Source organism: Hylemonella gracilis, assembly GCF_004328645.1.
GTDB lineage: Bacteria > Pseudomonadota > Gammaproteobacteria > Burkholderiales > Burkholderiaceae_C > Hylemonella > Hylemonella gracilis_B.
The window spans coordinates 2575700-2602345 of sequence record NZ_CP031395.1; the positions used below are offsets into that span (position 1 = coordinate 2575700).

Consider the following 26646-nt stretch of genomic DNA (forward strand, 5'->3'; position numbering starts at 1 on the left):
TCAGCCTACGTCGCAGACAGTCCGCCGTTGCTGGCTGGAACCGGTTTGGTCAGGATGTGTGAGGGGCATGGGCATGAACAGCGAGACGATGCAAGCAGCACAGCCGGATCTTCCTGACTTGGACCGTCGGTTCGGTGGCTTGGCCCGCCTGTATGGTCAAACCGGCGCGGCGCGCATCAGGGGGCGCACGTGGTTGTGGTGGGGGTGGGCGGCGTGGGCTCCTGGGCAGTCGAGGGCTTGGCGCGCAGTGGCGTTGGACGTCTGACGCTCATTGACCTGGATCATGTCGCCGAATCCAACATCAACCGTCAAGTTCATGCGCTGGGAAGTACCTTGGGCCAAGCCAAAGTACAGGCCATGCGTGAGCGCATCACGCAAATCAACCCTGAATGCGTGGTGCAGTGCGTCGAAGACTTCGTCGGACCAGAGAATTGGCCAGCGTTGATGGGTGCGCTGCCTGTGGACGCGGTGATCGACGCGTGTGACCAAGTCTCTGCCAAGACGGCGATGGCAGCCTGGGCACGTGCAAGCGCGACGCCCCAGTGCTTGATCAGCGTGGGTGCTGCGGGCGGCAAGACGCAGGCGCACCTGGTGGCTGTGGATGATCTGGCTGTCGTGACCCATGATCCTCTGTTGGCTCAGCTGCGTTACCGCTTGCGCAAGCACCACGGTGCGCCGCGCTACCCCGAGAAGGTGGGCGGCAATGCCAAGGCGCCTCGAAAAATGGACGTGGCCTGCGTGTACAGCAAGGAAGCGGTTCACGGTCCTCGTCAGGATGACGAAGCCTGCGCGGTTGCCGGTGATGGGAGCCTCAACTGCAGTGGTTATGGTTCACTCGTTTCCGTGACTGCGACCTTCGGCCTTTGTGCCGCCGGCTGGGCGCTGAACAAGATTGCGGCGAATGCGGCAAAAGGGTGAGGCCTCTGATGAGGTCATGCATTGCGCATGCGATGCATGACTCGCGCAGCGAGACAAAAAGAGAAGCGAAAATCAAACGTCGATCAAAAACCCAAAATATTCACGCTATAATCTTTGCTTTGTCGGGGCAAGCGTAACGCGATGTATGGCGTCCCGCCGAGTGGGACGTTAGCTCAGTCGGTAGAGCAGCGGACTTTTAATCCGTTGGTCGCAGGTTCGAATCCTGCACGTCCCACCACTGACCGACAAACGATAATTTGTTAGACCGAATATTCCCCGATAGCTCAGTCGGTAGAGCGCCGGACTGTTAATCCGTAGGTCCCTGGTTCGAGCCCAGGTCGGGGAGCCAAATGGCCGCAAGGCCTAAGCAAAGCCCGCTACAGAATCTGTAGCGGGCTTTTGTTTTTTCCGTTTAAAAGTGGCTTGCTGATGGGGTCGGGATGGGGCGCTGGTGGCCAGCCAAGCACGAATGCACGGTACTTGAGAGAATCAGCGCTTTCGCACCCTCTCTTATTTCCCATGAGCAGCCTTACTTCCGTGTCTTCCCAGAACGCCACGCGCCAGCACTTCGCCAGTGACAATTACGCGGGCGTCTGCCCAGAAGCCATGCACTGGTTTCTCGAGGCCAATGCCAGTGGTCATCAACCAGGCTATGGTGATGATGAGTGGACGCAACGCGTCTGCGAGCATCTGCGGCAGTTGTTCCAGACCGATTGCGATGTCTATTTCGTGTTCAACGGCACTGCGGCCAATTCCCTGGCCTTGGCGTCCCTCTGCCAGAGCTACCACTCGGTGATCTGCACGCCGGTCGCGCACATCGAAACCGACGAATGCGGCGGGCCAGAGTTCTTTTCGAATGGCAGCAAGTTGTTGATCGCCGAGAACGAGAGTGGCGCCGCCAAACTGGGCAAGCTGACGCCGGATGCCGTCGAGCAACTGGTCACTCGGCGCGCCGACATCCATTACCCCAAGCCCAAGGTGGTGAGCCTGACCCAGGCGACCGAGCTCGGAACGGTCTACTCGGTGGAGGAAGTGCGCGCGATCGCCGCCATCGCCAAGCGCCGCAAGCTCAAGGTGCACATGGACGGCGCGCGCTTCGCGAATGCGGTCGCTGCACTGGGCTGCGAACCCGCTGACATCACTTGGCGCGCGGGCGTCGATGTGCTGTGTTTCGGCGGCACCAAGAACGGTCTTCCGGTTGGCGAAGCCGTGGTGTTCTTCGACAAGACCTTGAGCGAAGACTTTGCCTACCGCGTCAAGCAGTCGGGCCAGCTGGCATCCAAGATGCGCTTCATTTCAGCGCCCTGGATCGGCATACTGCAGGACGACGTATGGCTGCGCAATGCGCGCCACGCCAATGCGATGGCGCAGCGCCTGCACGACGCAATCAAGGACCAGGCTGGCGTGCGCGTACCGCATTCTCCGCAGGTCAATTCGGTGTTTGCATTTTTGCCGCAAAAAGCCATCCACACCCTGCGTGAGCAGGGCTGGAAGTTCTACGACTTCATCGCCGGTGGCGGCTGCCGCCTGATGTGCGCCTGGGACACCACGCCCGAGGCGGTGGATGCCTTTGCCGCCGACATTCGGCGCGCCTGCGCGGCGGCTTGATGGCCGAAACGCCACCGCGGCCTTTTCTGAGGTGTCGTCACGTTCCTGCCATCAGGAACGTGGCCCGCGTGTTACGAGTCACGCGGGCCAGACCTTCTCTGGCTCAGTCGTAAAGAAAGTGCGGCAGCCACAGCGTGAGTTGCGGCCACAGGTACATCAGCACCATGCAAAGGACCACGATGAGCATGTAAGGCATCATGCCCGCGAAGATCTGGTTCAGCGTGACGTGCGGCGGTGACACGCCTTTCAGGTAGAAGGCCGACATCGCCACCGGTGGCGACAGGAAGGCCGCCTGCAGGTTCACGAATACCAGGACGCCGAACAGCAGCGGGTCAATCTGGAAATGCGCCAGCAGCGGCAGGAAGATGGGCACGAAGATCACGATGATCTCGGTCCACTCAAGCGGCCAGCCCAGGATGAAGATGATGGCCTGCGACAGCAGCAGGAACTGCAGCGGCGACAGGTTCATGGACATCACCCATTGCTCCACCAGCGCCTGCCCGCCCAAGATGGCGAACACGGCCGAGAACAGCGCAGATCCGACGAACAGCCAGCACACCATGGCGGTGGTCTTCGCAGTCAGGAATACCGCTTCCTTGATCTTCTTGAAGTTCAGCGTGCGGGCATGCCAGGCCATCAGGAAGGCACCGGCTGCGCCGACCGCTGCGGACTCGGTGGCGGTGGTGATTCCGAACAGAATCACACCCAGAACCACCAGCGTCAGCGTGCCCAGCGGCATCACCGAGGACACCAGCATGCGCAGGATCTCGAACTGCTCTGCATCGAGTGCGCGGTAATACCAAAATAGCAGCGCCAGCGTGAAGGCCACGGTGATCCAGAAGCCGGTGTAGAAGGACTGCGGCACCGACGCGGCATGCGGCGGGGCGGCTGATTCGCCCAGGCTTTGCAGGCCGCCGCTGTTTGACCCGTCCGATCCCCTGTCAGGTGAACCGGCTGCAGCCGTCGTTTGCGTTCCTGGCGGTTCCTGCACGGCATCGTTCGACGGTGCGCCGCCCGGAGGTTCTTGCAAACCACCCTCTGCCGAGGGGGGGTCTTGCAAGCCGCCTTCCGCGGGCGGCTCAGCAAGGGTGGACGAGTCGGCCGATTGGGCTTGCCGTACCTGCTCCATGGTTTGAGGCTCGGGCGCTTCGCTCTGCTGCGTATAGATGACCATGTACCACCAGACCGCACCCAGCGTTACGGCTGCGAACAGCAGGGGCGTGAGTGCGCTGCCGAGATTGCGTAGCAGCAACCACCAGCTTGCCTTGACGCCTTCGATGCGAGCCGACAGCGCCCGGCCCGGCGAGACCAAGGCCATCAGCAGCGCGAGCAGCATGCGTGGCGAGTAGTTCGCGGCAAGGTGGGCGACCCAGGGCGTAACATCCGCGCGCTGCTGCTCGGGTGGGAGCTTGGGCGCCACCTTGGGCTGGATCAGTGCCCAGCCGATCACGTAGATGAGGTAGAGGAAGGCGAGGAAGAAGCCTGGGAACATCGCCGCCGCATAGAGCTTGACCACCGATTGCCCGGCCACCGCCGCGTAGACGATGATCATCACCGAGGGCGGGATCAGGATGCCCAGCGTGCCCCCGGCCGTGATGACGCCCGCGGCCAGACGCGTGTCATATCCGGCGTTGAGCATGGGTCGCATCGCGATCACACCCATCAGCACCACGACCGCGCCGACCAGGCCACTGGCGATGCCCCAGAAGGTGCAGATGACCAGCGTGGCCACGGCCAGCGAACCGGGCACGCGGCGGAACGCAAGCTGCACGGCGTGGAACATGCGGTCCACCAGCGCACCGCGTTCCATGATGTAGCCCATCAGAACAAAGAGTGGGATGGACAGCAGGGTTTCGTTGGTCATCGCGCCGAAGGCGCGCTGCACCATCAGGTCGAAGACCCGGTTGTCGACCCAGTGCTGTGATGGGTCGTAGAAGGCGATGAAGCCGAAGAACATGCCCAGGCCCATCAACGTGAATGCCGTGGGAAAGCCCATCAGGATCACGACGATGATGAGGCCGAGCATCGTCAGGCCGAGTGCGGCATTGCTCATGCGGCGCTCCCGACGTTGCCTGTGCCGCGCTGGCGTGCGGCTTCGTCAATGGCATGGGCTTTCGCAATGGTTTCCTGTTTGGCCTTTTCATCCACGTAAGTGCTGGCGGCCAACTGTTCCTCCACCACATCCATTTCCTCGGCGTCCTTGAGGCGGGGTGTCCATGCGCCAGTCTTCAGGCAGACGATGCAGCGGATGATTTCAGAGATGCCCTGCAGCAGCACGACCGCGCCGGACAGCGGAATGATGAACTTGAAGGGGTAGAGCGGAATCGGCGTGGCGTTGAACGTCTGTTCACGCATGGCCAGAGAATCCTGGAAGTAGCTCCAGCCGGACCAGGTCAGCGCGCAGACACCTGGCAAAAAGAAGACGACGTAGAGCACGAGGTCCAGCGCCGCCTGGGTGCGCGGTTTCATGCTGCCGTAGAGAAAGTCTCCGCGCACGTGGGCGTCCTGGCACAGGGCGTAGGCGCCGCACATCATGAACAGCGTGCCGTACATCATGTTGTTGGCGTCATAGATCCACGCTGTGGGCGCGTTGAGCGCGTAGCGCTTGAAGACTTCGGCGCACACCACGAGCATAAGTGCGACGATCAACCAGGCAAAGGTCTTGCCGGCCCAGGTGCTCATGCGGTCTGCGGCGTGCAGCAGGCGCTGTACGTTTGGAAGGGATGTCATGTCAGAAATCGGGGAAGCGCGGCGAAAAGGAAAGGAGGAGGTAAGCACACGCGGGTGTGTGTAAAAAAAGCTCCGCCACCGGAAGGAACGATGGCGGAGCGCGGATTCGTCGTGACGCTCAGGCCTTCTTGGCGCCGCGACCAAAGTAGCGGTTGTAGGCCATGTTGAAGTCAACCATGTAGTCGTTCTGCCACTGCTTGGTGCGTTGCGCGAAGGTCTTTTGCGAATCGAGCACCTTCTTGAACAGCGCGTTCTCGGCGCTCTTCTTCTCCATGATCTTGTCCCAGGCATCAAGCTGGGCGCGCAGGATGGCGTCCGGCGTCTTGTAGAACTTCACGCCTTGTTTCTTCAGCTCCTGGTAGTCCTTGGAGTTGCGGTCGATGGCTTTCCAGCTCATGTCGGCGCTTGCGGCCTGCACGGCGTAGTCCACGATGGCGCGCAGCTCGGTGGGCAGCGCGTCCAGCTTGCCCTTGTTGAACAGGATCTCGAACTGCTCGCCGCTCTGGTGGAAGCTTTGCAGCATGCAGTTCTTGGCCACGTCGGGGAAGCCGAGCACGCGGTCGCTGGAGGCGTTGTTGAATTCGGCGCCGTCAATGAGGCCGCGGTCGAGCGCCGCCACGATTTCACCGCCCGGCAAGGGGTTCACCGCCGCGCCCATGGCGGTGTACATGTCCACTGCCAGACCCACGGTGCGGAATTTCATGCCTTTCACATCCTCAACCTTGGCGATCGGCTTCTTGAACCAACCGAAGGGCTGCGTGGGCATGGGACCGTAGAGGTAGGACACGACGTCCATATTGATGGACTTGTAAATCTCGTCCAGCAGGGCCTTGCCGCCGCCATAGTTGTGCCAGGCCAGGACCATGTTGGGGTCCATTCCGAAGGCTGGACCGGAACCCCACAAGGCCAGCGCCGATTGTTTGCCGTAGTGGTAGGCGACGACGCCGTGACCGGCGTCGAGCGTACCCTTGTTCACGGCTTCCAGTAACTGGAAGGCCGGCACCACGGAACCCGCGGGCAGCACCTCGATCTTGAGGCGGCCACCGGCCATGTCGTTGACCTTCTTGGCGAAGTCATGCGCATACTCGTGAAAAATGTCCTGGGCCGGCCACGTGCTCTGCAGGCGCAGCGAGGTGGTCTGGGCGTTGCTGATCATCGGCACCGACATGGCGCCGGCGGCCACCGCAGCGCCTTTGAGCAGGCTGCGGCGTCGGGTCGTCTTGCTCTGTGTCATCGCTGTCTCCTTCATTGTGTGGAATTGTCTGGACAAGCCAGACCCGCATCTTTGACGGGGGCGCCAGCGTGAGAAAGAGGGTTTTTACGCACGGCAGGAGGTTTTGCCCGCCGGAAACGCGGGGTTTTGAGGGCGATTCGGTTGTTTGAGCCGCCATGCCTACGGCGTGTCGCATTCCCGCCGCGGCATGCATAACGGCGTGCGGGGGGGGCTTGGGTCCTGTCGCGGAATCCGTGCAAAGTGGATGTTCTGCATTGGGTGCAGGTATAAGGCACACTTGAAGGATGAGCAGCAATCCTCCCGAGGCCAGTCCCCTGCATGTGGTCTGCCTGTGCGCCGACTGGTGCAACAACTGTCGTGCTTATCAACCTCTGTTCGACTCGCTCCAGGCGCCGTTTGTCGGCGCGGCCCGTTTTGCCTGGATCGATATCGAGGATGAAAGTGAAGTCCTGGGTGAAATCGAAGTGCAGAATTTCCCCACGCTGTTATTGCTGAGGGGAGAAACACCGATTTTTCTTGGTCCGCTGACCCCTCAGCCTGGGGTTCTGGCCCAGTTGGTGCACGCGGGGCTTGAGGGGCGACTGCTGCCTCTGACCAGCATGGCCGAGCAAGCCTTGGCGGTTCGGGTGCGGAGCCATCTGGCGCACCTGCCAGCCTGATTTCCGCAACAGTGTTGGCCGTCTTTCGCGTGAGCCAACTGAATCCAAAGCGCCTGCAAAAGCCTCTGCGAAGCCTGGTGCGATGCCGTGCCTCGCGATTCATGCCTGCGAGTTATGAGCTAAGAGCGAGATATTCGTTGGAATCTCGGGAATGGCGCTCCAGAATGGATGCCCTTCCATCCAAGGAGATTGCTCATGGCGACCTTACGACTGGGCGACACGGCCCCTGATTTCACGCAGGATTCCAGCACTGGCCTCATCAAGTTCCATGAATGGGCAGGCGATTCCTGGGTCATCCTGTTTTCCCATCCGGCGGACTTCACGCCAGTCTGCACCACTGAGCTGGGTCGTACCGCCGCGCTGTCGGGCGAATTCGCCAAGCGGGGTGTCAAGCCGATCGCCATCAGCGTGGACCCCGCGGACAAGCACCGGCAATGGATTCCCGACATCAACGAGACGCAGCACACCACGGTCAACTTTCCGATCCTGGCCGACGCCGATCGCAAGGTGTCCGAGCTGTACGACCTGATTCACCCCAATGCTTCCGCCACGGCCACGGTGCGCAGCGTGTTTTTCATCGATCCGAAGAAGGCCATTCGCGCCACGTTGACCTATCCGGCCAGCACGGGACGCAACTTCGACGAACTGCTGCGCGTCATCGATTCGCTGCAGTTGACCGACAGCCACAAGGTCGCCACGCCGGCTGACTGGAAGGATGGCGACGATGTGATCATCGTGCCCAGCCTGCAGGACGCCGACGAGATTGCCCGGCGCTTTCCCAAGGGCTACAAAACGGTCAAGCCCTATCTGCGCGTCACGCCACAGCCGAACAAATAAGGGTCACCCCGGTGAGCGCTAGCGAAAGAGCACAGAGAGCAGGGCAGGCGTGACGCAAGCGGTACGCATCCTCATCGTGCCGGGGTGGCGGGATTCCGGCCCTGGCCATTGGCAAACCCTGTGGGCAGAGCGTTACGCCCATACCGTGCGCGTTCAGCAGGACGACTGGCTGAAGCCCGCGCGGGAGGCTTGGGTGGGCCGCATCCGCCAGACCATCCTGGCCCAGGTGGACGAGAACGGCCAGCCCTTGCCCGTGGTGGTGGTGGCTCACAGCCTGGGGTGCATTGCCGTCAACCAACTGCCGGAAGATGTCGAGACGCGCATCCGTGGCGCCTTGCTGGTGGCGCCGGCCGATCCTGAGCGCCGTTCCATCCTGAGTGACTTCGCGCCTGTGCCGAGTCGCAAACTGCCTTACCGCAGCATCGTGGTGGCCAGCAACAACGACCCGTATTGCCCGATCCGTCTGTGTGGCGCCTACGCCCGCAGCTGGGGCAGTGAATTCGTGCGCGTCCCCGATGCCGGGCACATCAACATCGAATCAGGGCATGGCGAATGGCCGCTGGGGTTGGCACTGCTGCAATCCTTGGTGGCGAGCGATGCCGGTGAGGGCGGGCTGCGTCGCCGTGAACCTTTGGCAAGCTTGCCGATCTAGCTTGATTCAGACATGTTGGTTATGAGTTAACAAGATAATCATCTTTTGAGTTTTAAGGGTGGCCTGGGAAAATCGCGGTTTGGCTGATCCCGGTTTCCTGGGGCTCGTTTCCCCCGTCACTGCTTCACCCCCATTCCAACCAGAGAGAGATTCCATGAACTTGAAAAAGACCCTCACCTTGACCCTGGCGGCCCTGGCCTTGGGCTCCAGCCAACTGGTGAGCGCCCAGCAGGTCACTTTGCTCAATTCTTCGTACGACGTGGCGCGTGAGTTCTACAAGGACATCAACCCTGCCTTCAGCGCTTGGTACAAGAAAAAGACCGGTAAAGACGTGAAGGTAGACCAGTCCCATGGCGGTTCCAGTGCCCAGGCACGTGCCGTGGCGGATGGCCTGGATGCCGACGTCGTGACTTTCAATACCGTGACCGACCTGGAGTTCCTGGCTGACAAGGGGCTGGTGGCCAAGGACTGGGCCAAGAAGTTCCCCAGCAATGCCACGCCCACGTTGTCCACCCATATCTTCGTGGTGCGCAAGGGCAATCCCAAGGGCATCAAGGACTGGGATGACCTGGTCAAGCCCGGTGTACAGGTGGTAGTGGTCAACCCCAAGCTGGGAGGCAATGGTCGGCAAACCTATCTGGGGGCCTGGGGGTATGTGAAGAAGAAGGGTGGCACGGACGCGCAAGCCGCCGACTTTGTGGCCAAGTTGTTCAAGAACGCACCGGTGCTGGGCAAGGGGGGGCGTGATGCCTCAGGCATCTTCCTGCAGCGCAATGTGGGTGACGTGCTGATCACGTTCGAGTCCGAGGTGATTTCTATCGTCAATGAATTTGGTGCCGGCCAGGTCGAGGCGGTCTATCCCAGCATCAGCGTGGTGGCGGAAAACCCCGTGGCCGTGGTCGAACGCACCGTGGCCAAGAAGGGAACCGCCGAGGTGGCCAAGGCCTACCTTGATTTCCTCTACACGGATGAAGCGCAGGAAATTGCCGCCAAGCATGCCTTGCGTCCGACTTCGCCGGCCGTGCTGAAGAAGAACGCCGCAACCTTCAAGCCCATCCAGTTGTTCACGGTCTCCGAAGTGTTCGGTAGCCCCGCTGAAGCACAAAAGGTGCACTTCAACGATGGCGGCAAATTCGACCAGATCTACACCGTCAAATAAGCACTGAATGACTGCGTTCGCCGTTCCCTCCGCCGTGTCAATCACGAGTCCGGCGGTTTCTAGGCGCCGCAAGGCGCGTCGCGTGCTGCCCGGTTTCAACCTGACGCTGGGCTACACGCTGTTCTATCTCAGCCTGATCGTTCTCATCCCCCTGTCCGCGCTGTTCTTCAAGTCCTTCACGATGACTTGGGACCACTTCTGGACGGCGGTAGCCTCGCCACGCGTGCTGGCCTCCTACCGATTGACTTTTGGGGCGTCGCTGATCGCGGCCTTGGTCAATCTGGTGTTTGGCCTGCTGGTCGCCTGGGTGCTGGTGCGCTACAAGTTTCCGGGCAAGAAGATTGTTGATGCGCTGGTGGACCTGCCTTTCGCCTTGCCGACCGCCGTGGCTGGCATCTCGCTGACCGCCTTGCTGGCAGGCAATGGTTGGGTCGGTCAGTACTTCGAACCGAATGGGATTTTTGGCTTTCTGGGCATCAAGCTGGCCTACAACCCCACGGGGGTGGTGATCGCACTGATCTTCATTGGCCTGCCGTTCGTGGTGCGCACGGTGCAGCCGGTGCTGGAAGACACCGAGAAGGAATTGGAAGAGGCCGCCACTTGCCTGGGCGCGACGCGCTGGCAGACCTTCCGTTACGTGATCCTGCCCAGCATCCTGCCCGCGCTACTGACAGGTTTTGCGATGGCTTTCGCGCGCGCCGTCGGCGAATATGGCTCCGTGATCTTCATCGCGGGCAATATGCCCATGATTTCGGAGATCACGCCGCTCATCATCATCTCCAAGCTGGAACAGTATGACTACGCGGGCGCGACAGCCGTTGCCGTGGTGATGCTGCTGATTTCCTTCGTGATGCTGCTGGTCATCAACGGCTTGCAGGCGTGGCAGCGCAAGCGTTCCGGAGCATGACGCGATGACAAATTCAACTTCCTCCGCGTCCGGCGCTCGCGCGCCCTTGGACGTGCGCAAGAAACGCGTCCTCACCACGGAGACGCCAGCGGTGCGCTGGACGCTGACCTTGGTGGCCCTGGCTTTCATCGCGCTGTTTCTTGTCCTGCCCCTGGTGGCGGTGGCGACCGAGGCCCTGCGCAAGGGCTGGCATGCTTATTTCGTTGCCTTGCTCGAACCCGACGCCTGGGCCGCGATCAAGCTCACGCTCATTGCGGCGGGTATTGCCGTGCCTTTGAATCTGGTGTTCGGCGTGGCCGCAGCCTGGGCCATTGCCAAGTACGAGTTTCACGGCAAGGCCTTTCTCACCACCTTGGTTGATCTGCCGTTCTCGGTGTCGCCCGTGGTCTCGGGCCTGATCTACGTGTTGCTTTTCGGCGCGCAAGGATGGCTGGGGCCCTGGCTGGCTGAACATGACATCAAGATCATCTTCGCCGTGCCGGGCATCGTGCTGGCCACGATTTTCGTGACCTTCCCCTTCATCGCGCGGGAACTGATTCCGCTCATGCAGGCGCAAGGCAACGAGGAGGAACAGGCTGCCATCGTCCTCGGCGCAAACGGCTGGCAGACCTTCTGGCATGTGACGCTGCCCAACATCAAGTGGGGTTTGTTGTATGGCGTGATCCTCTGCAACGCGCGTGCCATGGGCGAATTCGGCGCGGTGTCGGTTGTGTCGGGCCATATCCGTGGTCAGACCAACACGATACCGCTGCACGTGGAGATCCTCTACAACGAGTACCAGTCCGCGGCTGCGTTCGCCGTTGCTTCCCTGTTGGCCGTGCTGGCCGTGGTGACTCTGGTGCTCAAGACCTTCGCCGAGTGGAGGCATGAACGTGACCGCGCGACCGCGGTCAACGCCCCGCCCGAGAATCCCGGCGCAGCCGCCGCCAGTCCCGTACCGGCAGCGTCTGCCGCCGCCTGAGAAAGCAGTTTTCCCATGAGCATTGAAATCCGCAAGGTCAACAAACATTTCGGCAATTTCCGAGCCTTGCACGATGTCGACCTGGACATCGCGTCCGGCGAGCTGCTGGCCTTGCTGGGCCCCTCGGGCTGCGGCAAGACCACCTTGTTGCGCATCATCGCGGGGCTCGAAACCGCGGACAGCGGCAGCATCTATTTCTCTGGCGAGGACACGACGGACAAGCACGTGCGTGAACGCCAGATCGGTTTCGTGTTCCAGCATTACGCCTTGTTCCGTCACATGACCGTGGCCGACAACGTCGCGTTCGGCCTGCGCATGAAGCCCAGAAGCCAGCGCCCCAGCGAAAAGCAAATCAAGGCCAAGGTCACGGACCTGCTGAAACTCGTGCAGCTCGACTGGCTGGCCGACCGTTATCCCGCGCAGCTGTCGGGGGGGCAACGCCAACGCATCGCGCTCGCGCGTGCCCTGGCAGTGGAGCCGAAGGTGCTCCTGCTCGACGAGCCTTTTGGCGCCCTGGACGCCAAGGTGCGCAAGGAACTGCGTCGCTGGCTGCGCCGTTTGCATGATGAGTTGCACGTGACCAGCATCTTTGTGACGCACGACCAGGAAGAGGCGCTCGAAGTGGCTGACCGAGTGGTGTTGATGAACCGGGGCGTGGTGGAGCAGGTGGGGTCCCCCCAGGACGTTTGGGAGCATCCGGCCAGTCCTTTCGTCTATGGCTTTCTGGGCGACGTGAACCTTTTCCAGGGGCGCGCCCACGAAGGCACCTTGCACCTGGAGGGCGTCTCCAGCGACATCACGATCGCCGCGCCCGAGCACGTCGGCGCACAAGATGCTCGGGCTTTCGCCTACGTGCGCCCGCACGAATTCGAGGTGCGTCGCTGGTCGAGTGGTGCGCCGGGTATCGCCGCCCGCTTGTCCCGCGCCATCGTGGTCGGACCCATTGCCCGCCTGGAACTTTTGCCCGAGGAACAGACTCCATCGCTCCGGCAAGCGGTCATCGAGGTGCAAATCCCTGCGTCACAATACCGCGAGCTTGGATTGACGGAGGGTGAATTGCTGGCTGTGACGCCACGCAAGGCCCGCGTCTTCGTGGAAGGAACACCGGATCTTGCTGCATCGACAACTGCTTGACACGCTGAATGCGCCTCGACGCGTTCTTTTTCTGATTTTCCTTGGCTGCCTGGGACTGTTGGGATTCGGGCTCTACCTGCAACACGGTGTCGGGCTTGAGCCTTGTCCGATGTGCATCGTCCAGCGTTATGCACTGCTGTTGGTGGCCGTCTTCGCGGGTGGAGCAGCCCTATTCAAAGGACGACCCTGGCATGTCGCAGGTGCGCTACTGGTTCTGCTGTCAGCGGCTTTCGGTGCTTTCGTCGCGGCACGGCAGAGCTGGCTGCAATGGCATCCACCGGAGTTTCTTAGCTGTGGCCGCGATTTTTACGGGATGATCGAGGCCTTCCCGCTTCAGCGAGCCGTGCCGATGATCTTCCGTGGATCCGGCGATTGCGCTGCCGTCGACTGGACTTTCCTCGGGCTGAGCATCGCGAATTGGTCCTTCGTCTGCTTTGCGCTGATGATCCTCGCTGCCTTCTGGCTATTGGTGCGCCTCAGAACATTGCGCGTTTAGCAGGCTGCTGCGCAAGACGGCTCAAGAAAAGCCGCCCGCGTTCGACGTGGGCGGCTTATTTTTTGCCTCGGGAAAACGCTGCTCCTCGTGTTGACACAGCATTCGCGCATCTTTGTTACAGTGTGTACAGAATTTAAAAGAGAAACATTGTTCACACACGCCCTTTTTCTGGTAAGGGTTCCGTAAGGTCTGGATGCCGCTGAGGAGATGTTCCCTGTGTTTCGATTCGCCACCATGAGTCTGGGCAAGCGCCTTGGCTCCCTGATCGTCAGTGCCATTCTTGGCTTGATTCTGCTGCTGACTTTTTCCATGGTTTCCGAGCGCAGCCTGCTGCTCAAGGAACGCAAGGACGCCGTGCGGCAGGCGACCGAGGTGGCTTACGGCTTGGTGGTGCATTTCCATGACCAGGCTGTCAAGGGCCAGATGTCCATGGACGAAGCCAAGCAGCGCGCGCTGCAAGCCGTCAAGGCCTTGCGCTATAGCGGTACGGAGTATTTCTGGATCAATGACATGCATCCACGCATGGTGATGCACCCCATCCGCGCCGAATTGGATGGCACGGACTTGACTCAGAACAAAGACCCGAACGGCAAGCACCTGTTCGTTGAGATGGTCAAGGTGGTCAAGGCGCAGGGGTCGGGCGACGTGGACTATATGTGGCCCAAGCCCGGGCATGCCACGCCTGTGCAGAAGGTTTCTCATGTGAAGGGCTTCGAGCCTTGGGGATGGATCGTCGGCTCGGGCGTTTACATCGACACGGTCGACGCCTCGATTTTCCAGCGAGCCATCCAATCCAGCCTGGGCGCGCTGGTCCTGGCCCTGCTCATGTTGGGTTTTGGCCTGGTGATTGTCCGCAGCATCGTGCGACAACTCGGAGGCGAACCGGCGGAGGTCAGCCACCTCATGCGCAGCATGGCTGAAGGCGACCTGAGCGTGAGTGTCCGATTGAAGTCGGACGATCATCAGAGCCTGATGCATGGCATCAAGGCATTGCGCGATTCCATGGCGGCGACAGTGGACCGTGTCCGGCGTGGCAGTGAGACGGTGTCCGCGGCCAGCGCGGAGATCGCGCAGGGCAACCAGGATCTGAGTTCGCGCACCGAAAGCCAGGCCAGCGCGCTGGAACAAACCGCCGCCTCCATGGAAGAGCTGGGCAGCACCGTGAAGCAGAATGCCGCGAATGCCCTGCAGGCCAATCAGCTCGCGCAAAACGCTAGTACGGTGGCTATACAGGGGGGGGAAGTCGTGACCGAGGTCGTGAAGACCATGAAGGGCATCAGCGAATCGTCCCGCAAGATCGTCGACATCATCAACGTGATCGATGGCATCGCTTTCCAGACGAACATCCTGGCCTTGAACGCCGCGGTCGAGGCTGCGCGCGCGGGGGAGCAGGGCCGGGGTTTCGCGGTGGTGGCCAGCGAAGTCCGGACCCTGGCGGGGCGCAGCGCCGCCGCCGCCAAGGAGATCAAGGCGCTGATCACTGCCAGTGTCGAGCAGGTCGGACAGGGTGCGGCCCTGGTGGACCGCGCAGGCAATACCATGGAGCAGGTGGTGAGCAGCATCCGGCTGGTATCGGACATCGTTGCCGAAATCAGTACCGCCAGCAGCGAGCAGAGCACGGGAGTCGCCCAGGTCGGCGAAGCCGTGACCAATATGGACCAAGCCACCCAGCAGAACGCGGCCTTGGTGGAGGAATTGGCTGCGGCGACGAGCAGCCTGCGCTCCCAGGCCCAGGAATTGGTGTCCGCTGTTTCCGCGTTTCAACTGGATCCCGGCATGCAGGCTGGGCGTCCGGACGTCTCGAATCGGCCGGCCGTCGGCCAGACTTCCCCGGCGCTGGCCCTTCCCAGGTGAATTTCCCCGGTGGAGGGCGACTGTTACCGTCTCGCCGGTAGGCACCGCAGGTGTTCTGAGATAGTCTCTCGCCTTGTTCGTTCTCGGGATGTCCGCCGGGGACTGTTACAAAAAGCGCGACCATGAACACGGAAACTTCTGCCAATTTCACGACCGACCTGCTGCGTCGCCTGGAGCAGCTCAACGCCATCGGCACGGCACTCTCCCGCGAGCACGACACCACCCGCCTGCTGGAAACCATTCTGCTGGCGGCCAAGGACATCACCAATGCCGATGGCGGCACCCTTTATCGCGTGACCGAAGACGAGCGCGCGCTGCGCTTCGAGATCATGCGCACGGACTCGCTGAGCATCGCGATGGGCGGCACCACCGGCAAGAAAATCGAATTGCCGCTGGTGCAACTGTTCGACGCCGACGGCAAGCCGAACGACCGAGCCGTGGCGGCCTATGCCGCCAACCACGAGAGCACGGTGAACATCCCTGACGCCTACGACAACACCAAGTTCGACTTCACCGGCACGAGATCCTTCGACCAGCGCACGGGGTATCGTTCGCAATCGATGCTGGCCGTGCCCATGAAGAACCACGAGGACCGCGTCATCGGTGTCCTGCAACTGCTCAATGCGCGCAAGCCTGGCAGCGGCGAGGTCACCGCCTTCCTGCCGGCCGACCAAAGCCTGGTCGAATCCCTGGCCTCGCAGGCGGCCATCGCGCTGACCAACCGGCAACTGATCGCGCAACTCGAGGAACTGTTCGAAGCCTTGATCAGCATGATCAACGAGGCCATCGACGAAAAATCGGAATACACCGGGGGCCATTGCCAGCGCGTGCCGGAGCTGACCATGTTGCTGGCCAACGCAGCCGCCGCCACCACGGCCGGCCCGCTGGCGGGCTTCTCCATGAGCGACAAGGACCGGTACGAGCTGAAGATCGCCGGCTTGCTGCACGATTGCGGCAAGATCACCACCCCCGTGCACGTGGTGGACAAGGCCACCAAGCTGGAAACCATCTACGACCGCATCGGCCTGGTGGACACCCGTTTCGAGGTGCTCAAGCGCGACGCGGAGATCGCCGCCTTGCGCGAGCAACTGGCCTTGCGACCCGTGGTCGACGCCACGGCGGAGGCCCGAATTGGTGCTCAGTTGAGCCAGTCACTCGAGCGGCTGGATAGTGATCGCAACTTCCTGCGCAGGACGAACAAAGGCGGGGAAGCCATGCGCGAGGACGACATCCAACGTGTGCGTGACATGGCCGCCCAATACCGTTGGCGCGCCCCCGATGATGTCCCCGGACAGGACAGCGATTTCCTGAGCGTCAACGAGGTCGAGAACCTCACCATCGCCCGGGGCACATTAACGCATCCCGAGCGCGAGATCATCAACCACCACATCGTCGCCACCATCAACATGCTGGAGCAACTGCCCTGGCCGCGTCACTTGCGCAATGTGCCCGAGTACGCTGGGGGGCACCATGAACGCATGGATGGCAAGGGTTACCCGAAAGGGCTCACTCGTGAGCAGATGTCGGTACAGGCCCGGGTGATGGGCATCGCCGACATTTTCGAGGCCTTGACCGCCAGCGACCGGCCGTACAAACCGCCGATGAAGCTTTCCCAGGCCCTGTCCATCATGGCGAACATGAAGAAGGGCGGACACATCGACCCCGATCTGTTCGAGATCTTCGTGCGTGAGCAGGTCTACCTGGAGTACGCGGAGCGTTTCCTGGCGCCCGAGCAGATCGACGAAGTGAACCAGGCCGCTGTGCTGACCTGAAACACCTCGCCCTCGCTGATCCGCGCAGCGCCTTCACAGCGGCCGTGACTTGAATTCATAATCAAACCACCGGTCCGCCCAGTCGCTGGCCCGGGTTCGGAGGCGCGGTTTGCAGCCGCTTCCCGATGGTCTTCCGGCTTGCATCAACCGCGCGAGGTGCATCATGCAGATCAGGGTCCGATTGCCGCTCACGATCGCGGTGCTCATCATCTCCTTGCTGGGCGCCAGTTTTCTGGGCATCTATAGACTGAATCAGTCACTGCGTGTTTTTGACGTCCAGGTGGCCGGAGCCCATCAGAACGAACGTCTGGTCATGGGCATGCTGGTCAATTTCAAGACCCAGGTGCAGGAATGGAAGAACGTGCTGTTGCGCGGTGGCGATCCGCAGTTGCTGGAACGTCATTGGACCAGCTTTGAAAAGACCGAGCAGGAGGTGGCCGCGACGGGTGCGCTGCTGACCAAGGCCTTGCCCACAGGGGAGGCGCGTCGCCTGGTCGAACAGTTCCTGCAGGAGCATAGCAAGATGGGCGAAGGCTATCGCCGTGGTCTGGATGCCTACAAGACAGCGGGCTTTCTCGCTTCCGTGGGGGATAAATCCGTCAGCGGCATGGACCGGGCGCCCGCTCGTCTGCTGGACGAAGCCGCGCAGCAGATCGCCAAGGACGCGAATGTTCTTGGCCTTGCGGCGCATGATCAAGGGCGTCAGGCCGTGATGATCAGCCTGGCGATGATGCTGCTGGTTTGCCTGGGCAGCGTGGTCTTGTCCATCTGGCTGACCCGTTCGCTGATCCGCCCGATTCGAGAGGCGGTGGCCCACACCGAAGAGATTGCACGGGGCAATCTGGGCGGGGCAATCCATGCCACCGGGCACGATGAGCTCGCACACCTGTTGCGCTCGCTCAACACCATGCGCGTGGCCCTGATCGATGTCGTGAAGCGGGTGCGCCATAGCTCGGATTCTGTGTCCATGGCCAGCTCCGAGATTGCTCAAGGCAACCAGGATTTGTCGGCTCGTACCGAGCGCCAGGCCAGCGCGCTGCAGCAGACGGCAGCCTCCATGGAGGAGCTCTCGTCCACCGTCCGGCAGAACGCCGACAACGCGCAGCAAGCTAACCAACTGGCACGCGACGCCAGCAGTGTCGCCGAGCAGGGGGGCGAGGCCGTGGGGCAGGTGGTCCACACGATGAAAGGCATCAACAACAGCTCGCACCAGATCTCCGAGATCATTGGTGTCATTGATGGCATCGCCTTCCAGACCAACATCCTGGCGCTCAACGCGGCCGTGGAGGCCGCGCGCGCCGGCGAGCAGGGGCGCGGGTTCGCGGTGGTGGCGGGAGAGGTGCGTGCCCTGGCGCAGCGCTCGGCCGACGCCGCCAAGCAAATCAAGGCCCTGATTGGTGAGAGCGTGCAGCGCGTCCAGCAGGGTAGTGTGCAGGCCGATCAGGCGGGTGGCACCATGGGCGAGGTGGTCTCCAGCATTCGGCGGGTGACCGCGATCATGGGCGAGATCAGCGCTGCCAGCAGTGAGCAGAGTTCCGGGGTTTCACAGATCGGCGATGCCGTGGTCCAGATGGATCAGGCCACCCAGCAGAACGCGGCGCTCGTGGAGCAGATGGCCGCGGCGGCGAGCAGTCTCAAGATGCAGGCCCAGGAACTCGTGCAGGCCGTGGCCGTTTTCCGCCTCGCGGGCGCGGTTCTTCCCGATCGCTCGCGGTCGCTCGAACTGATCGCCACTTGACCTTGCCCAAAGCCCGCCGGCTGTTGCAGCGGGTGTTCAGGGCAGCTTCTTGACCAGCACCTGGCTGCGGCGGTCCCAGTTGTACATGCGGCGACGGGCTTCGGGCAGCCAGTCCGGGTCGACCTGCTGGAAGCCGCGTTTGATGAACCAATGCATGGTGCGCGTGGTCAGCACGAAGATGCTTTTGAGTCCCATCGCCCGCGCACGTTGCTCGACGCGCTTGAGCACTTTTTCCCCGTCGCCCTGCCCCTGCGATTCGTTCAAGACGGTCAGCGCCGCCATTTCGGCCGTGTGCGCCTCGGGGTAGGGATAAAGCGCCGCGCAGGCGAAGATCACGCCATCGTGTTCGATGATGGTGTAGTTGCCGATGTCGCGCTCGATTTCCGTGCGGCTGCGCTTGACCAGTGTCCCGTCCTTTTCGTACGGCTCGATCAGGCGCAGGATGCCACCCACATCATCCGCCGTGGCTTCGCGCAGTTCCTCCAGCTTCTCGTCCACGATCATGGTGCCGATGCCGTCGTGCACGTAGATCTCCAGTAGCAGGGACCCATCGACTGCGTAGGGAATGATGTGGCTGCGTTCCACCCCGCCTTTGCAGGCACGGATGCAATGTTGCAGGTAGAAGGCGGCGTCGCTGGGGTGTTCTGGCGCCGGCAATTCGGTCAGCAGTTTCTCGGCGGCGGCCAGGGGTAGCTCGGTGTCGATGGGGTTGTCCTCGGACTCCGGTTCGTTGGGGCGCAGGCGCAGGCCAGGAATTTCGGTGATGAAGATCAGCTTGTCGGCGTGCAGGGCGGTGGCCACCGAGGTTGCCACGTCTTCCATGGTCAGGTTGAAGGCCTCGCCGGTGGGCGAGAAGCCAAAGGGCGAGAGCAGGGCGACAGCCCCCATGTTCAAGGTGTGCTGGATGGCGGCGACGTCCACCTTGCGCACCAGGCCCGAACTCTGGAAATCGACGCCGTCGACGATGCCCACGGGCCGCGCGGTGATGAAGTTGCCCGAGAGCACCCGCACCGTGGCGCCCGCCATGGGCGTGTTGGGTAGGCCCTGGCTGAAAGCCGCCTCGATCTGGTAACGCAGCTGTCCGGCGGCCTCTTGCGCGCAATCCAGCGCGACCTCGTCCGTGATGCGCATGCCGCGCGAATACAGGGCGGCGTGGCCCTTGGCCTTGAGCTGCTCGTTCACCTGGGGGCGAAAGCCGTGCACCAGCACGATCTTCACGCCCATGCTCTGGATCAGGGCCAGATCCTGCGCCAGATTCGGCAACTTGCCCGCCGCGATGGCCTCGCCGCAAACACCCACCACGAAGGTCTGATTGCGGAATTTGTGGATGTAGGGCGCGACCGAACGGAACCAGGGCACGAAGGTGAAGTTGAAGACGGCGGACATGCGTGGGCGCGAAGAGGGAGGGGCCGGTGAATGGGGTCCGGGCGGGGATAATCGCGGATTCTCCACGAAGTTTCCCCTTGAGTTCCTCCACGCTGAAAATCGAGTTTCCCGAGTCGCTGCCGGTGTCGGCCAAACGCGACGAGATCGCCGCCGCGTTGCAGGCCCACCAGGTCATCATCGTCTGCGGCGAAACGGGGTCCGGCAAGACCACGCAGCTGCCCAAGATCGCCTTGAGCCTCGGGCGCGGCAAATGCAATTACCCTGCCGGGCAGAAAGGTCGGCTGATTGGGCACACCCAGCCGCGCCGCATTGCCGCTTCCAGTGTGGCCAAGCGCATCGCGGAGGAGCTGCAGACGCCGCTGGGCGAGGTGGTGGGCTACAAGGTGCGCTTCAATGACCGGCTGGGTAAGGACGCCTCGGTCAAGCTGATGACGGACGGCATTTTGCTGGCGGAAACCCAGACCGATCCGCTGCTCAACGCCTACGACACGCTCATCATCGACGAGGCACACGAGCGTTCGCTCAACATCGACTTCCTGCTGGGCTACCTGCGACAAATCCTGCCACGTCGCCCTGACCTGAAGGTCATCGTGACTTCGGCCACGATCGATGCGGAACGGTTTGCCAGGCACTTCGCCTCGGCACCCAAAAATCGCGCGGCGCCAGCTCGCTCCAGGCCGGGCGAAGCCTCCTCGGGGAGCAGCGAACCTCACGAAGTGAGCGAAAGCGGCGGTCTTGTTCCTGCTCCGGTGATCTATGTTTCCGGTCGCACCTATCCCGTCGAGATGCGCTACCGGCCTTTCGAGGAATCGCGGGAGTTCGACGTGAACGACGCGATCGCCGATGCGGTGGACGAACTGTGGCAAGGCCATGCGGGCGGCGACATCCTCATCTTCTTTCCTGGTGAACGTGAGATCCGCGAAGCGGCGGATCATCTGCGCAAGCACCTGAGCCACGACCCCATCAAGCGTAGCGCCGAGGTGCTGCCGCTGTTCGCCCGGCTGAGCCAGGCCGAGCAGGACAAGGTTTTCGATGGGCACACCGGACGCCGCATCGTGCTGGCCACCAACGTGGCCGAGACATCGCTCACCGTGCCAGGCATACGCAACGTCATTGACACGGGCACGGCGCGGGTCAAGCGCTACAGTTTCAGGAGCAAGGTCGAGCAGTTGCTGGTCGAACCGGTCAGCCAGGCGGCCGCCAACCAGCGCGCGGGGCGCTGCGGGCGCGTGGCCAACGGGATCTGCATCCGTCTGTACAACGAGCAGGACTTCAATGGCCGCGAGCGATTCACCACGCCCGAAATCCTGCGATCCTCGCTGGCGGGTGTGATCCTGCGCATGAAGTCCCTGCACCTGGGCTCGGTGGAGGATTTCCCTTTCCTCGAAGCGCCTTCGGGTCGCGCCATCGCCGACGGCTACCAGTTGCTGGCCGAGCTGGGCGCGGTGGACGAAGCCAATGAGCTCACGCCCCTGGGTCGCGAACTGGCCAAGTTGCCGCTGGATCCCCGCGTGGGCCGCATGATTCTCGAAGCGCGAGACCGTCAGGCGCTGGAGGAGGTGCTGGTCATCGCCAGCGCGCTGAGCGTGCAGGACGTGCGCGACCGGCCGCTGGAAGCCCAGGCCCAGGCCGATCAGGCACATGCCAAGTTCGACGATGAGAAGAGCGAATTCACTGGCTACCTCAAGCTGTGGAAGTGGATTCACGATGCACGGGGCGGTAAGCCAGACGCGACGCAGAACACCTCAGGAGAGCACAAGCTCAGCAACCGCCAGTACGAGGCTCTATTGCGTCAGAACTTCGTGAACGTGCGCCGGGTGCGTGAATGGCGTGATATCCACAGCCAGTTGCTGACCGTGGTGACCGAGCACCAATGGCGGCTGAATCAGACGCCTGCAACCTACGAGCAGATTCACTTGTCCATGTTGGCCGGCCTGTTGGGCAACCTGGGGTGCAAGCACGAGACCGAGGATGTCTACCTGGGTGCGCGCGGCGTCAAATTCCATCGCCATCCGGGCGCGCACCTCTCAAAGAAGCCAGGCCGCTGGATCGTCTGCGCCGAGCTGGTCGAGACCACGCGGCTCTTCGGGCGTGGCATCGCCGCCATCGAGCCGCCCTGGCTGGAGCAGGTCGCGGGGCACTTGCTCAAAAAGCAGTTGCTCGATCCGCACTGGGAGAAGAAGGCCGCGGAAGTGGTGGCGCTGGAGCGCGCCACGCTCTACGGTCTGCTCATCTACAGCGGGCGGCGCGTCAACTTCGGGCGGGTCGATCCGGTGTCTGCGCGAGAGGTCTTCATCCGTGAAGCCCTGGTCGCGGGCGAATGGGACACCAAGTTGCCTTTCCTTGCCGCCAACCGCAAGCTCATCCGCGAGGTGGAGGAGCTGGAGCACAAGTCACGTCGGCAGGACGTGCTGGTGGATGAGGAACTGATCTACGCCTTTTACGACCAGCATCTGCCGGCCCAGGTCTGCAGTGGGTTCGAGTGCGAGCGCTGGTACCGCGAAGCCAGCCGCCTGCAGCCCGACCTGCTGCGTCTGAGTCGCGAGGAACTGATGCGCCACGAGGCGGCCGGGGTCACCAGCAGCGCCTTTCCCAAGACCCTGCGGTTGGGGGGCGTGGATTGCGCGGCCACTTACCTGCACCAGCCGGGTGACGCGCGCGACGGGCTGACGGTCACGGTGCCGCTGTTCGTTCTGAACCAGGTCAGCGAGGAGCGCTGCGAGTGGCTGGCCCCGGGCATGCTCAAGGAAAAAATCCAGGCTCTGCTCAAGAGCTTGCCACAAAGGCCGCGCAGCCGCTTCGTGCCCTTGCCGGAATCCGCCGCCCGGCTGGCGGAGGAACTGGGTCAGCCCGAGGCCTTCGGGCGGAGCGGCCTGACAGACGCACTGCTCAAGCGCGTGCGCGAGATCACCAGCCTGGACGTGAAGCGCGCGGACTTCAAGCTCGACATGCTCAGTCCGCACCTGTTCATGAATCTGCGAGTGGTGGACGAACATGGTCGCCAGTTGGGCCAGGGCCGCAACCTTGGCGCACTCAAGGCCGAACTGGGGGCGCAGGCACGCGGGGCCTTTCAGGCCTTGGCGACCTTGAAGGCCTCACCTTCCGCGCCAGACGCGTCCGGGTCGGCGGGCGCGCACGCCAGCGCGAATGCCAGTGCTGAACGAGGCATGGACACGCCCTCCAGCAAGAGCAAGGCCACGCCGCTTCGGGACGCCGCATCCGCCGGCCCCGCGGCGGACGGGGCACAGCGCCACGTCGCCTGGACCTTTGGTGAATTGCCCGAACTGATGGAAATCAGAAAGGGCGGGCAGACCCTGATCGGCTTTCCGGCGCTGGTGGATGCCGGTGATGCCGTGATGCTGGAGGTGTTCGACGAGCCCGAGGCCGCGGCCGTCAAGCATCGCGCGGGCCTGCGGCGCCTGTTTGCCCTGCAGATCCGCGACGCGCTGAAGTATCTGGAAAAGAACATTCCGGACCTGCAGAAGATGGCCGTGGCTTATCTGAGTCTGGGCACTTTGGAAGAACTGCGTGGGCAGATCCTGGAACTCGCCTTGGACCGGGCCTTTCTGCTGGAGCCGTTGCCCGCGAACGACGCGGACTTCAAACGCCGCCTGGACGAAGGGCGCGGGCGCCTGAGTCTCATCGCCACTGAGGTGGCGCGCCTGGCCGCGGCCATCCTGGGCGAGTACGCGGTGGCGCTGCGCAAGATCAAGGACACCAAGAACGCCGCGGAAGCCGCTGCCGACTGCGCGCAGCAATTGCAGCGCCTGATGCCCAAGCGCTTCCTGGCGGGCACTCCCTGGCCGGCCTTGCAGCACTTCACGCGCTACCTCAGGGCGATCACCTTGCGGCTGGACAAATGGCGCGCGGACCCCGCCCGGGATGCCGCGCGTCTGGCTGAGCTCAGGCCACAAGAGCAGCGCTACCTGCGCCTGCTGGCTGAGCGCAAGGGCGCGAGCGACGCACGCCTGCAGGAACTGCGCTGGCTGCTCGAGGAGCTGCGCGTGAGTTTCTTCGCGCAGGAGTTGCGCACGCCGCAGCCTGTCAGCATCAAGCGCCTTGAAAAACTCTGGTTGCAGTTGAACAGCTGAGGGGCTCGCGGGTCGCGACAGACACGGTGTTCCGCACGACGAAGGCACGAGTTCGTCCTGAGTTTCCCTAGCTATGCTTCTTTGCGCTCAAGTCGGGCTTCGGGAGGACGAAGAGACTGAGTGGAGCCCGCTTGTCGCGTGTCGTGCAAGCCGGGTGTGATGATGGAATTCCACCACAGCCCGTGCATGTCAGGCCGAAATGGCTGGGATGATGAAGGAGAATGACAAAGTTTTGAGGAATGACCGGACAGGAGGCGGGGAACAGCGAAGCAAGTGATCAAGACCGGAGTATCGGACTCCACGGTTGAAAGAGTCATTAGGGAATGTGAAAGTTGAAGGGAAACTGAGAGCGCCCGCAGAGCGCCTCCCTTCAAGCGCCCGACGAGGCGTGCAGAGGAGTCCATTTTGTCAGCAGAGGGTGATACGCCTGTGGCGGTGGCTTGGGGCGTTTCCGACGTGGAGCGCAGGCAGGCCAGCAGGCTGTATGGCGCGGCGTGGGCCGACGCCTTGCAAAGCATGCAGCCGGTCCTGCAGGATCAGCTGGAGGCCATTGTCGAGAAACTCTTCCGCAGCCTGGCGGAAATTCCGTCGATCAGCCATCTGATCTTCACCATGGCGCCGCCGGAGCAGGCGCAGTTCAAGGCGCGTCTGCGGGAGTACCTGCTGACCCTGACCGCCCCTGATCTGGATGCCGAGAAGCACCGCGAACTCGCGGGACGGCTCGGGCTCCAGCATGCGGTGATGGGCGTCGCCCGGGATGATTTGACCCTCGGGTCCGAGATTCTGCTCGCCCTGGTGCGAGACCACGTCGGGGGCGTACAGCACGGGCGGGCCCTGGCGGCACTGGGTCAGCGACTCATGCGTGACATGTCGCTGCAGATGCAGGTCTACCAGGACGTGCAGATTCAGCGCCACAAGCTCACGCAGGAGCTGACGCAACTGGTCTGGCAAGTCGAGAGCTACACCGACCTGATCGACCGCATGACGCAGCGGCTGTCCGAGCACGGAGAGATCGCCGCCTGTTCCTTCGGTCGTCTGGACGGTCGAGGCCTGTTCCGCTTCGAGGCCGTGTCCGGGCAGGCCAATGATTTCCTGATGCGTTTCGAGCAACTCGCAGGGGGGTCGCTGAGCGAGGTGAGCGAGGACCCGACAGGGCGCGCTTGGCGCACGCGCCAGGTCCAGCGCTGCATCAACTTCGCCACCGACCCGGCCACCGAGCGCTGGCGTGGGCTGATGCGCGAGCGTGGCTACCGTTCCAGCGTGGCCATTCCGGTTGGCCCCAGCGACAGCGCGCCTTTCTTCGTGCTGACACTCTTCTGCACCTTGCCGGGCGGTTTCAGTTCGGCGCATCAGCAATCGTTCATCGAGCAGTTGCAGACCCTGCTTGTCTTTGCCCTGATGGCCATCGAAGGACGACACGGGCGGGCCCATGTCGTCCCCTATGCGACGCGCCAGAACTGGGCCAGCCTCTTGCGCACGGACGCGCTGGAAATGCACTACCAGCCGCTGCTGGACCTGCAGACGGGCAGCATCAGCAAGGTGGAGGCGCTGGCACGCTTGCGCGAGGACGGTCGTCTATTGGGACCGGGTGAATTTTTCGCTGCCCTCTTGCCCAGCGATTTCGTGGAGCTTTACGCGCGCGGGCTGCGGGAAGTGCTGTGCCAGCGCAGTCGCTGGCGCGAAGCGGGTCTGGATCTGGCCGTCTCGCTGAACCTGCCGTCCAGCGCCCTGGTCGATCCGCGCTACTTCGACGTCACCCAGCGCATCCTGCAGGAGCAGGGGTGCGAGCCTGAGATGCTGACGCTGGAACTCCTGGAGACGGGCGCCATCGGCTACGGCGCGGACGCGGTCGATGTGTTTCGCAAGTTCAAGTCCCTGGGCGTGAAACTGGCGGAAGATGATCTGGGCGCAGGCTACAGTGGCCTGGCGCGCCTGCGTGAAATGCCCTTCGACCTGATCAAGATCGACCGCAGCATCGTGCAGAACCTCGAGCGCGATACGTTCGACGTGTTGCGTTTCATCTACCAGCTCACCCGCCTGGGGCACGCCTTGGGCAAGCGCGTCGCGCTGGAAGGGGTGGAGGATCCCGGTCTGCTCGAGGCAGTCAGGATTCTTGGTGTGGATGCCGTGCAGGGGTATGCGGTGGCGCAGCCCATGCCCGGGGAGGCGCTGCTGCCCTGGCTGCGGGCCTACGAGGCGAAACGGGCCGAGGCCACGCGTCCGCGCTCCGACGGCGTGCTGGCCAGGCTGGCCCGGCTGCTGGTCTGGGAGGAGCGCCTGCACCTGCACCTGGAGCACGCTCAGACTCTGGGTGACGACCCGGACGAGGACAGGGTTTCGGGGCCGCCGTTGCCCAGTCTGTTTGGTGAACACGGGCGCCGGCATGCCGACCAGGCCGTCGCGGTGGCGCGTCTGCATGGCATGCTGAGCATGCAGTACCAGCACGCACGCCAGGGCCTGATCCTGGCCATCAGCGCCTGCGACTGAGGTACGGCCACGCGCGGAGCTTA

General features: G+C 62.7%; 18 protein-coding genes, 2 tRNA genes and 1 pseudogene. 17 read left to right on the top strand and 4 right to left on the bottom strand.

Annotated elements, in window-relative coordinates; genetic code table 11:
• The first annotated feature begins 88 nt into the window (after positions 1 to 88).
• The 4 genes and pseudogenes from DW355_RS12145 to DW355_RS12160 all read left to right on the top strand — a co-directional run bounded on the left by DW355_RS12145 (position 89) and on the right by DW355_RS12160 (position 2526).
• Positions 89 to 918, top strand: a pseudogene (locus tag DW355_RS12145) (tRNA threonylcarbamoyladenosine dehydratase).
• Between the two features lie 162 nt (positions 919 to 1080).
• A tRNA-Lys gene (locus tag DW355_RS12150) sits at positions 1081 to 1156 on the top strand.
• A 35-nt stretch (positions 1157 to 1191) separates the two neighbouring features.
• A tRNA-Asn gene (locus DW355_RS12155) sits at positions 1192 to 1267 on the top strand.
• A gap of 170 nt (positions 1268 to 1437) precedes the next feature.
• Positions 1438 to 2526: a threonine aldolase family protein gene (locus DW355_RS12160; protein WP_131280417.1), complete on the top strand. Its 1089-nt coding sequence runs from the start codon at positions 1438 to 1440 to the stop codon at positions 2524 to 2526.
• Between the two features lie 103 nt (positions 2527 to 2629).
• On the opposite strand, the gene DW355_RS12165 is transcribed toward DW355_RS12160, so the two are convergent.
• The 3 genes from DW355_RS12165 to DW355_RS12175 all read right to left on the bottom strand — a co-directional run bounded on the left by DW355_RS12165 (position 2630) and on the right by DW355_RS12175 (position 6490).
• Positions 2630 to 4579 carry a TRAP transporter large permease gene (locus DW355_RS12165; RefSeq protein ID WP_131280419.1) on the bottom strand — a complete coding sequence of 650 codons (1950 nt, stop codon included), beginning with the start codon at positions 4577 to 4579 and terminating at the stop codon, positions 2630 to 2632.
• Entirely contained in the window at positions 4576 to 5256 is a 681-nt protein-coding gene (locus tag DW355_RS12170) for a TRAP transporter small permease subunit (RefSeq protein ID WP_131280420.1), read from the bottom strand. The genes DW355_RS12165 and DW355_RS12170 overlap by 4 nt, the downstream gene beginning before the upstream one ends.
• A 118-nt stretch (positions 5257 to 5374) precedes the next feature.
• On the bottom strand, positions 5375 to 6490 hold the full coding sequence (locus tag DW355_RS12175; protein WP_131280422.1) for a TRAP transporter substrate-binding protein: 1116 nt from the start codon (positions 6488 to 6490) through the stop codon (positions 5375 to 5377).
• 284 nt (positions 6491 to 6774) lie between these two features.
• Between DW355_RS12175 and DW355_RS12180 the strand changes: the two genes are divergently transcribed.
• The 11 genes from DW355_RS12180 to DW355_RS12230 all read left to right on the top strand — a co-directional run bounded on the left by DW355_RS12180 (position 6775) and on the right by DW355_RS12230 (position 18659).
• Positions 6775 to 7149 carry a thioredoxin family protein gene (locus DW355_RS12180; RefSeq protein WP_131280423.1) on the top strand — a complete coding sequence of 125 codons (375 nt, stop codon included), beginning with the start codon at positions 6775 to 6777 and terminating at the stop codon, positions 7147 to 7149.
• Positions 7150 to 7344: 195 nt separating this feature from the next.
• Positions 7345 to 7986, top strand: a complete 642-nt coding sequence (locus tag DW355_RS12185) for a peroxiredoxin (RefSeq protein WP_131280425.1) — start codon at positions 7345 to 7347, stop codon at positions 7984 to 7986.
• Between the two features lie 49 nt (positions 7987 to 8035).
• Positions 8036 to 8638 (top strand): RBBP9/YdeN family alpha/beta hydrolase, encoded by a 603-nt coding sequence (locus tag DW355_RS12190; RefSeq protein ID WP_131280426.1) that lies wholly within the window; start codon positions 8036 to 8038, stop codon positions 8636 to 8638.
• 154 nt (positions 8639 to 8792) lie between these two features.
• A complete protein-coding gene (locus DW355_RS12195; protein ID WP_131280427.1) occupies positions 8793 to 9797 on the top strand; it encodes a sulfate ABC transporter substrate-binding protein in 1005 nt (334 codons plus the stop codon).
• 7 nt (positions 9798 to 9804) lie between these two features.
• Positions 9805 to 10704, top strand: coding sequence for a sulfate ABC transporter permease subunit CysT (gene cysT / locus DW355_RS12200; protein WP_131280429.1), 900 nt, complete (start codon positions 9805 to 9807; stop codon positions 10702 to 10704).
• A 4-nt stretch (positions 10705 to 10708) separates the two neighbouring features.
• Positions 10709 to 11665 (top strand): sulfate ABC transporter permease subunit CysW, encoded by a 957-nt coding sequence (gene cysW, locus DW355_RS12205; protein ID WP_131280430.1) that lies wholly within the window; start codon positions 10709 to 10711, stop codon positions 11663 to 11665.
• Positions 11666 to 11680: 15 nt separating this feature from the next.
• Positions 11681 to 12799 carry a sulfate/molybdate ABC transporter ATP-binding protein gene (locus DW355_RS12210; protein WP_131280432.1) on the top strand — a complete coding sequence of 373 codons (1119 nt, stop codon included), beginning with the start codon at positions 11681 to 11683 and terminating at the stop codon, positions 12797 to 12799.
• Positions 12780 to 13295 carry a disulfide bond formation protein B gene (locus DW355_RS12215; protein WP_242671378.1) on the top strand — a complete coding sequence of 172 codons (516 nt, stop codon included), beginning with the start codon at positions 12780 to 12782 and terminating at the stop codon, positions 13293 to 13295. Before DW355_RS12210 ends, DW355_RS12215 begins: the two co-directional genes overlap by 20 nt.
• 234 nt (positions 13296 to 13529) lie before the next feature.
• Positions 13530 to 15149: a methyl-accepting chemotaxis protein gene (locus tag DW355_RS12220; RefSeq protein WP_165493188.1), complete on the top strand. Its 1620-nt coding sequence runs from the start codon at positions 13530 to 13532 to the stop codon at positions 15147 to 15149.
• 122 nt (positions 15150 to 15271) lie between these two features.
• A complete protein-coding gene (locus DW355_RS12225) occupies positions 15272 to 16921 on the top strand; it encodes an HD family phosphohydrolase (RefSeq protein WP_131280435.1) in 1650 nt (549 codons plus the stop codon).
• A 163-nt stretch (positions 16922 to 17084) separates the two neighbouring features.
• Positions 17085 to 18659 carry a methyl-accepting chemotaxis protein gene (locus tag DW355_RS12230; RefSeq protein WP_131280436.1) on the top strand — a complete coding sequence of 525 codons (1575 nt, stop codon included), beginning with the start codon at positions 17085 to 17087 and terminating at the stop codon, positions 18657 to 18659.
• Positions 18660 to 18695: 36 nt separating this feature from the next.
• Here DW355_RS12230 and argA read toward each other — a convergent pair whose 3' ends face one another.
• The gene (gene argA, locus DW355_RS12235; RefSeq protein ID WP_131280437.1) at positions 18696 to 20045 is read right to left on the bottom strand and encodes an amino-acid N-acetyltransferase; all 1350 of its coding nucleotides are present in this window, start codon (positions 20043 to 20045) and stop codon (positions 18696 to 18698) included.
• A gap of 77 nt (positions 20046 to 20122) precedes the next feature.
• Here argA and hrpA point away from each other — a divergent pair, with 77 nt between their 5' ends.
• Both hrpA and DW355_RS12245 read left to right on the top strand, forming a co-directional pair.
• Complete coding sequence (gene hrpA / locus DW355_RS12240; RefSeq protein ID WP_131280439.1) at positions 20123 to 24136, top strand: ATP-dependent RNA helicase HrpA; 4014 nt, start codon at positions 20123 to 20125, stop codon at positions 24134 to 24136.
• A gap of 405 nt (positions 24137 to 24541) precedes the next feature.
• A complete protein-coding gene (locus DW355_RS12245; protein WP_131280440.1) occupies positions 24542 to 26623 on the top strand; it encodes an EAL domain-containing protein in 2082 nt (693 codons plus the stop codon).
• The last annotated feature ends 23 nt before the right edge of the window (positions 26624 to 26646 follow it).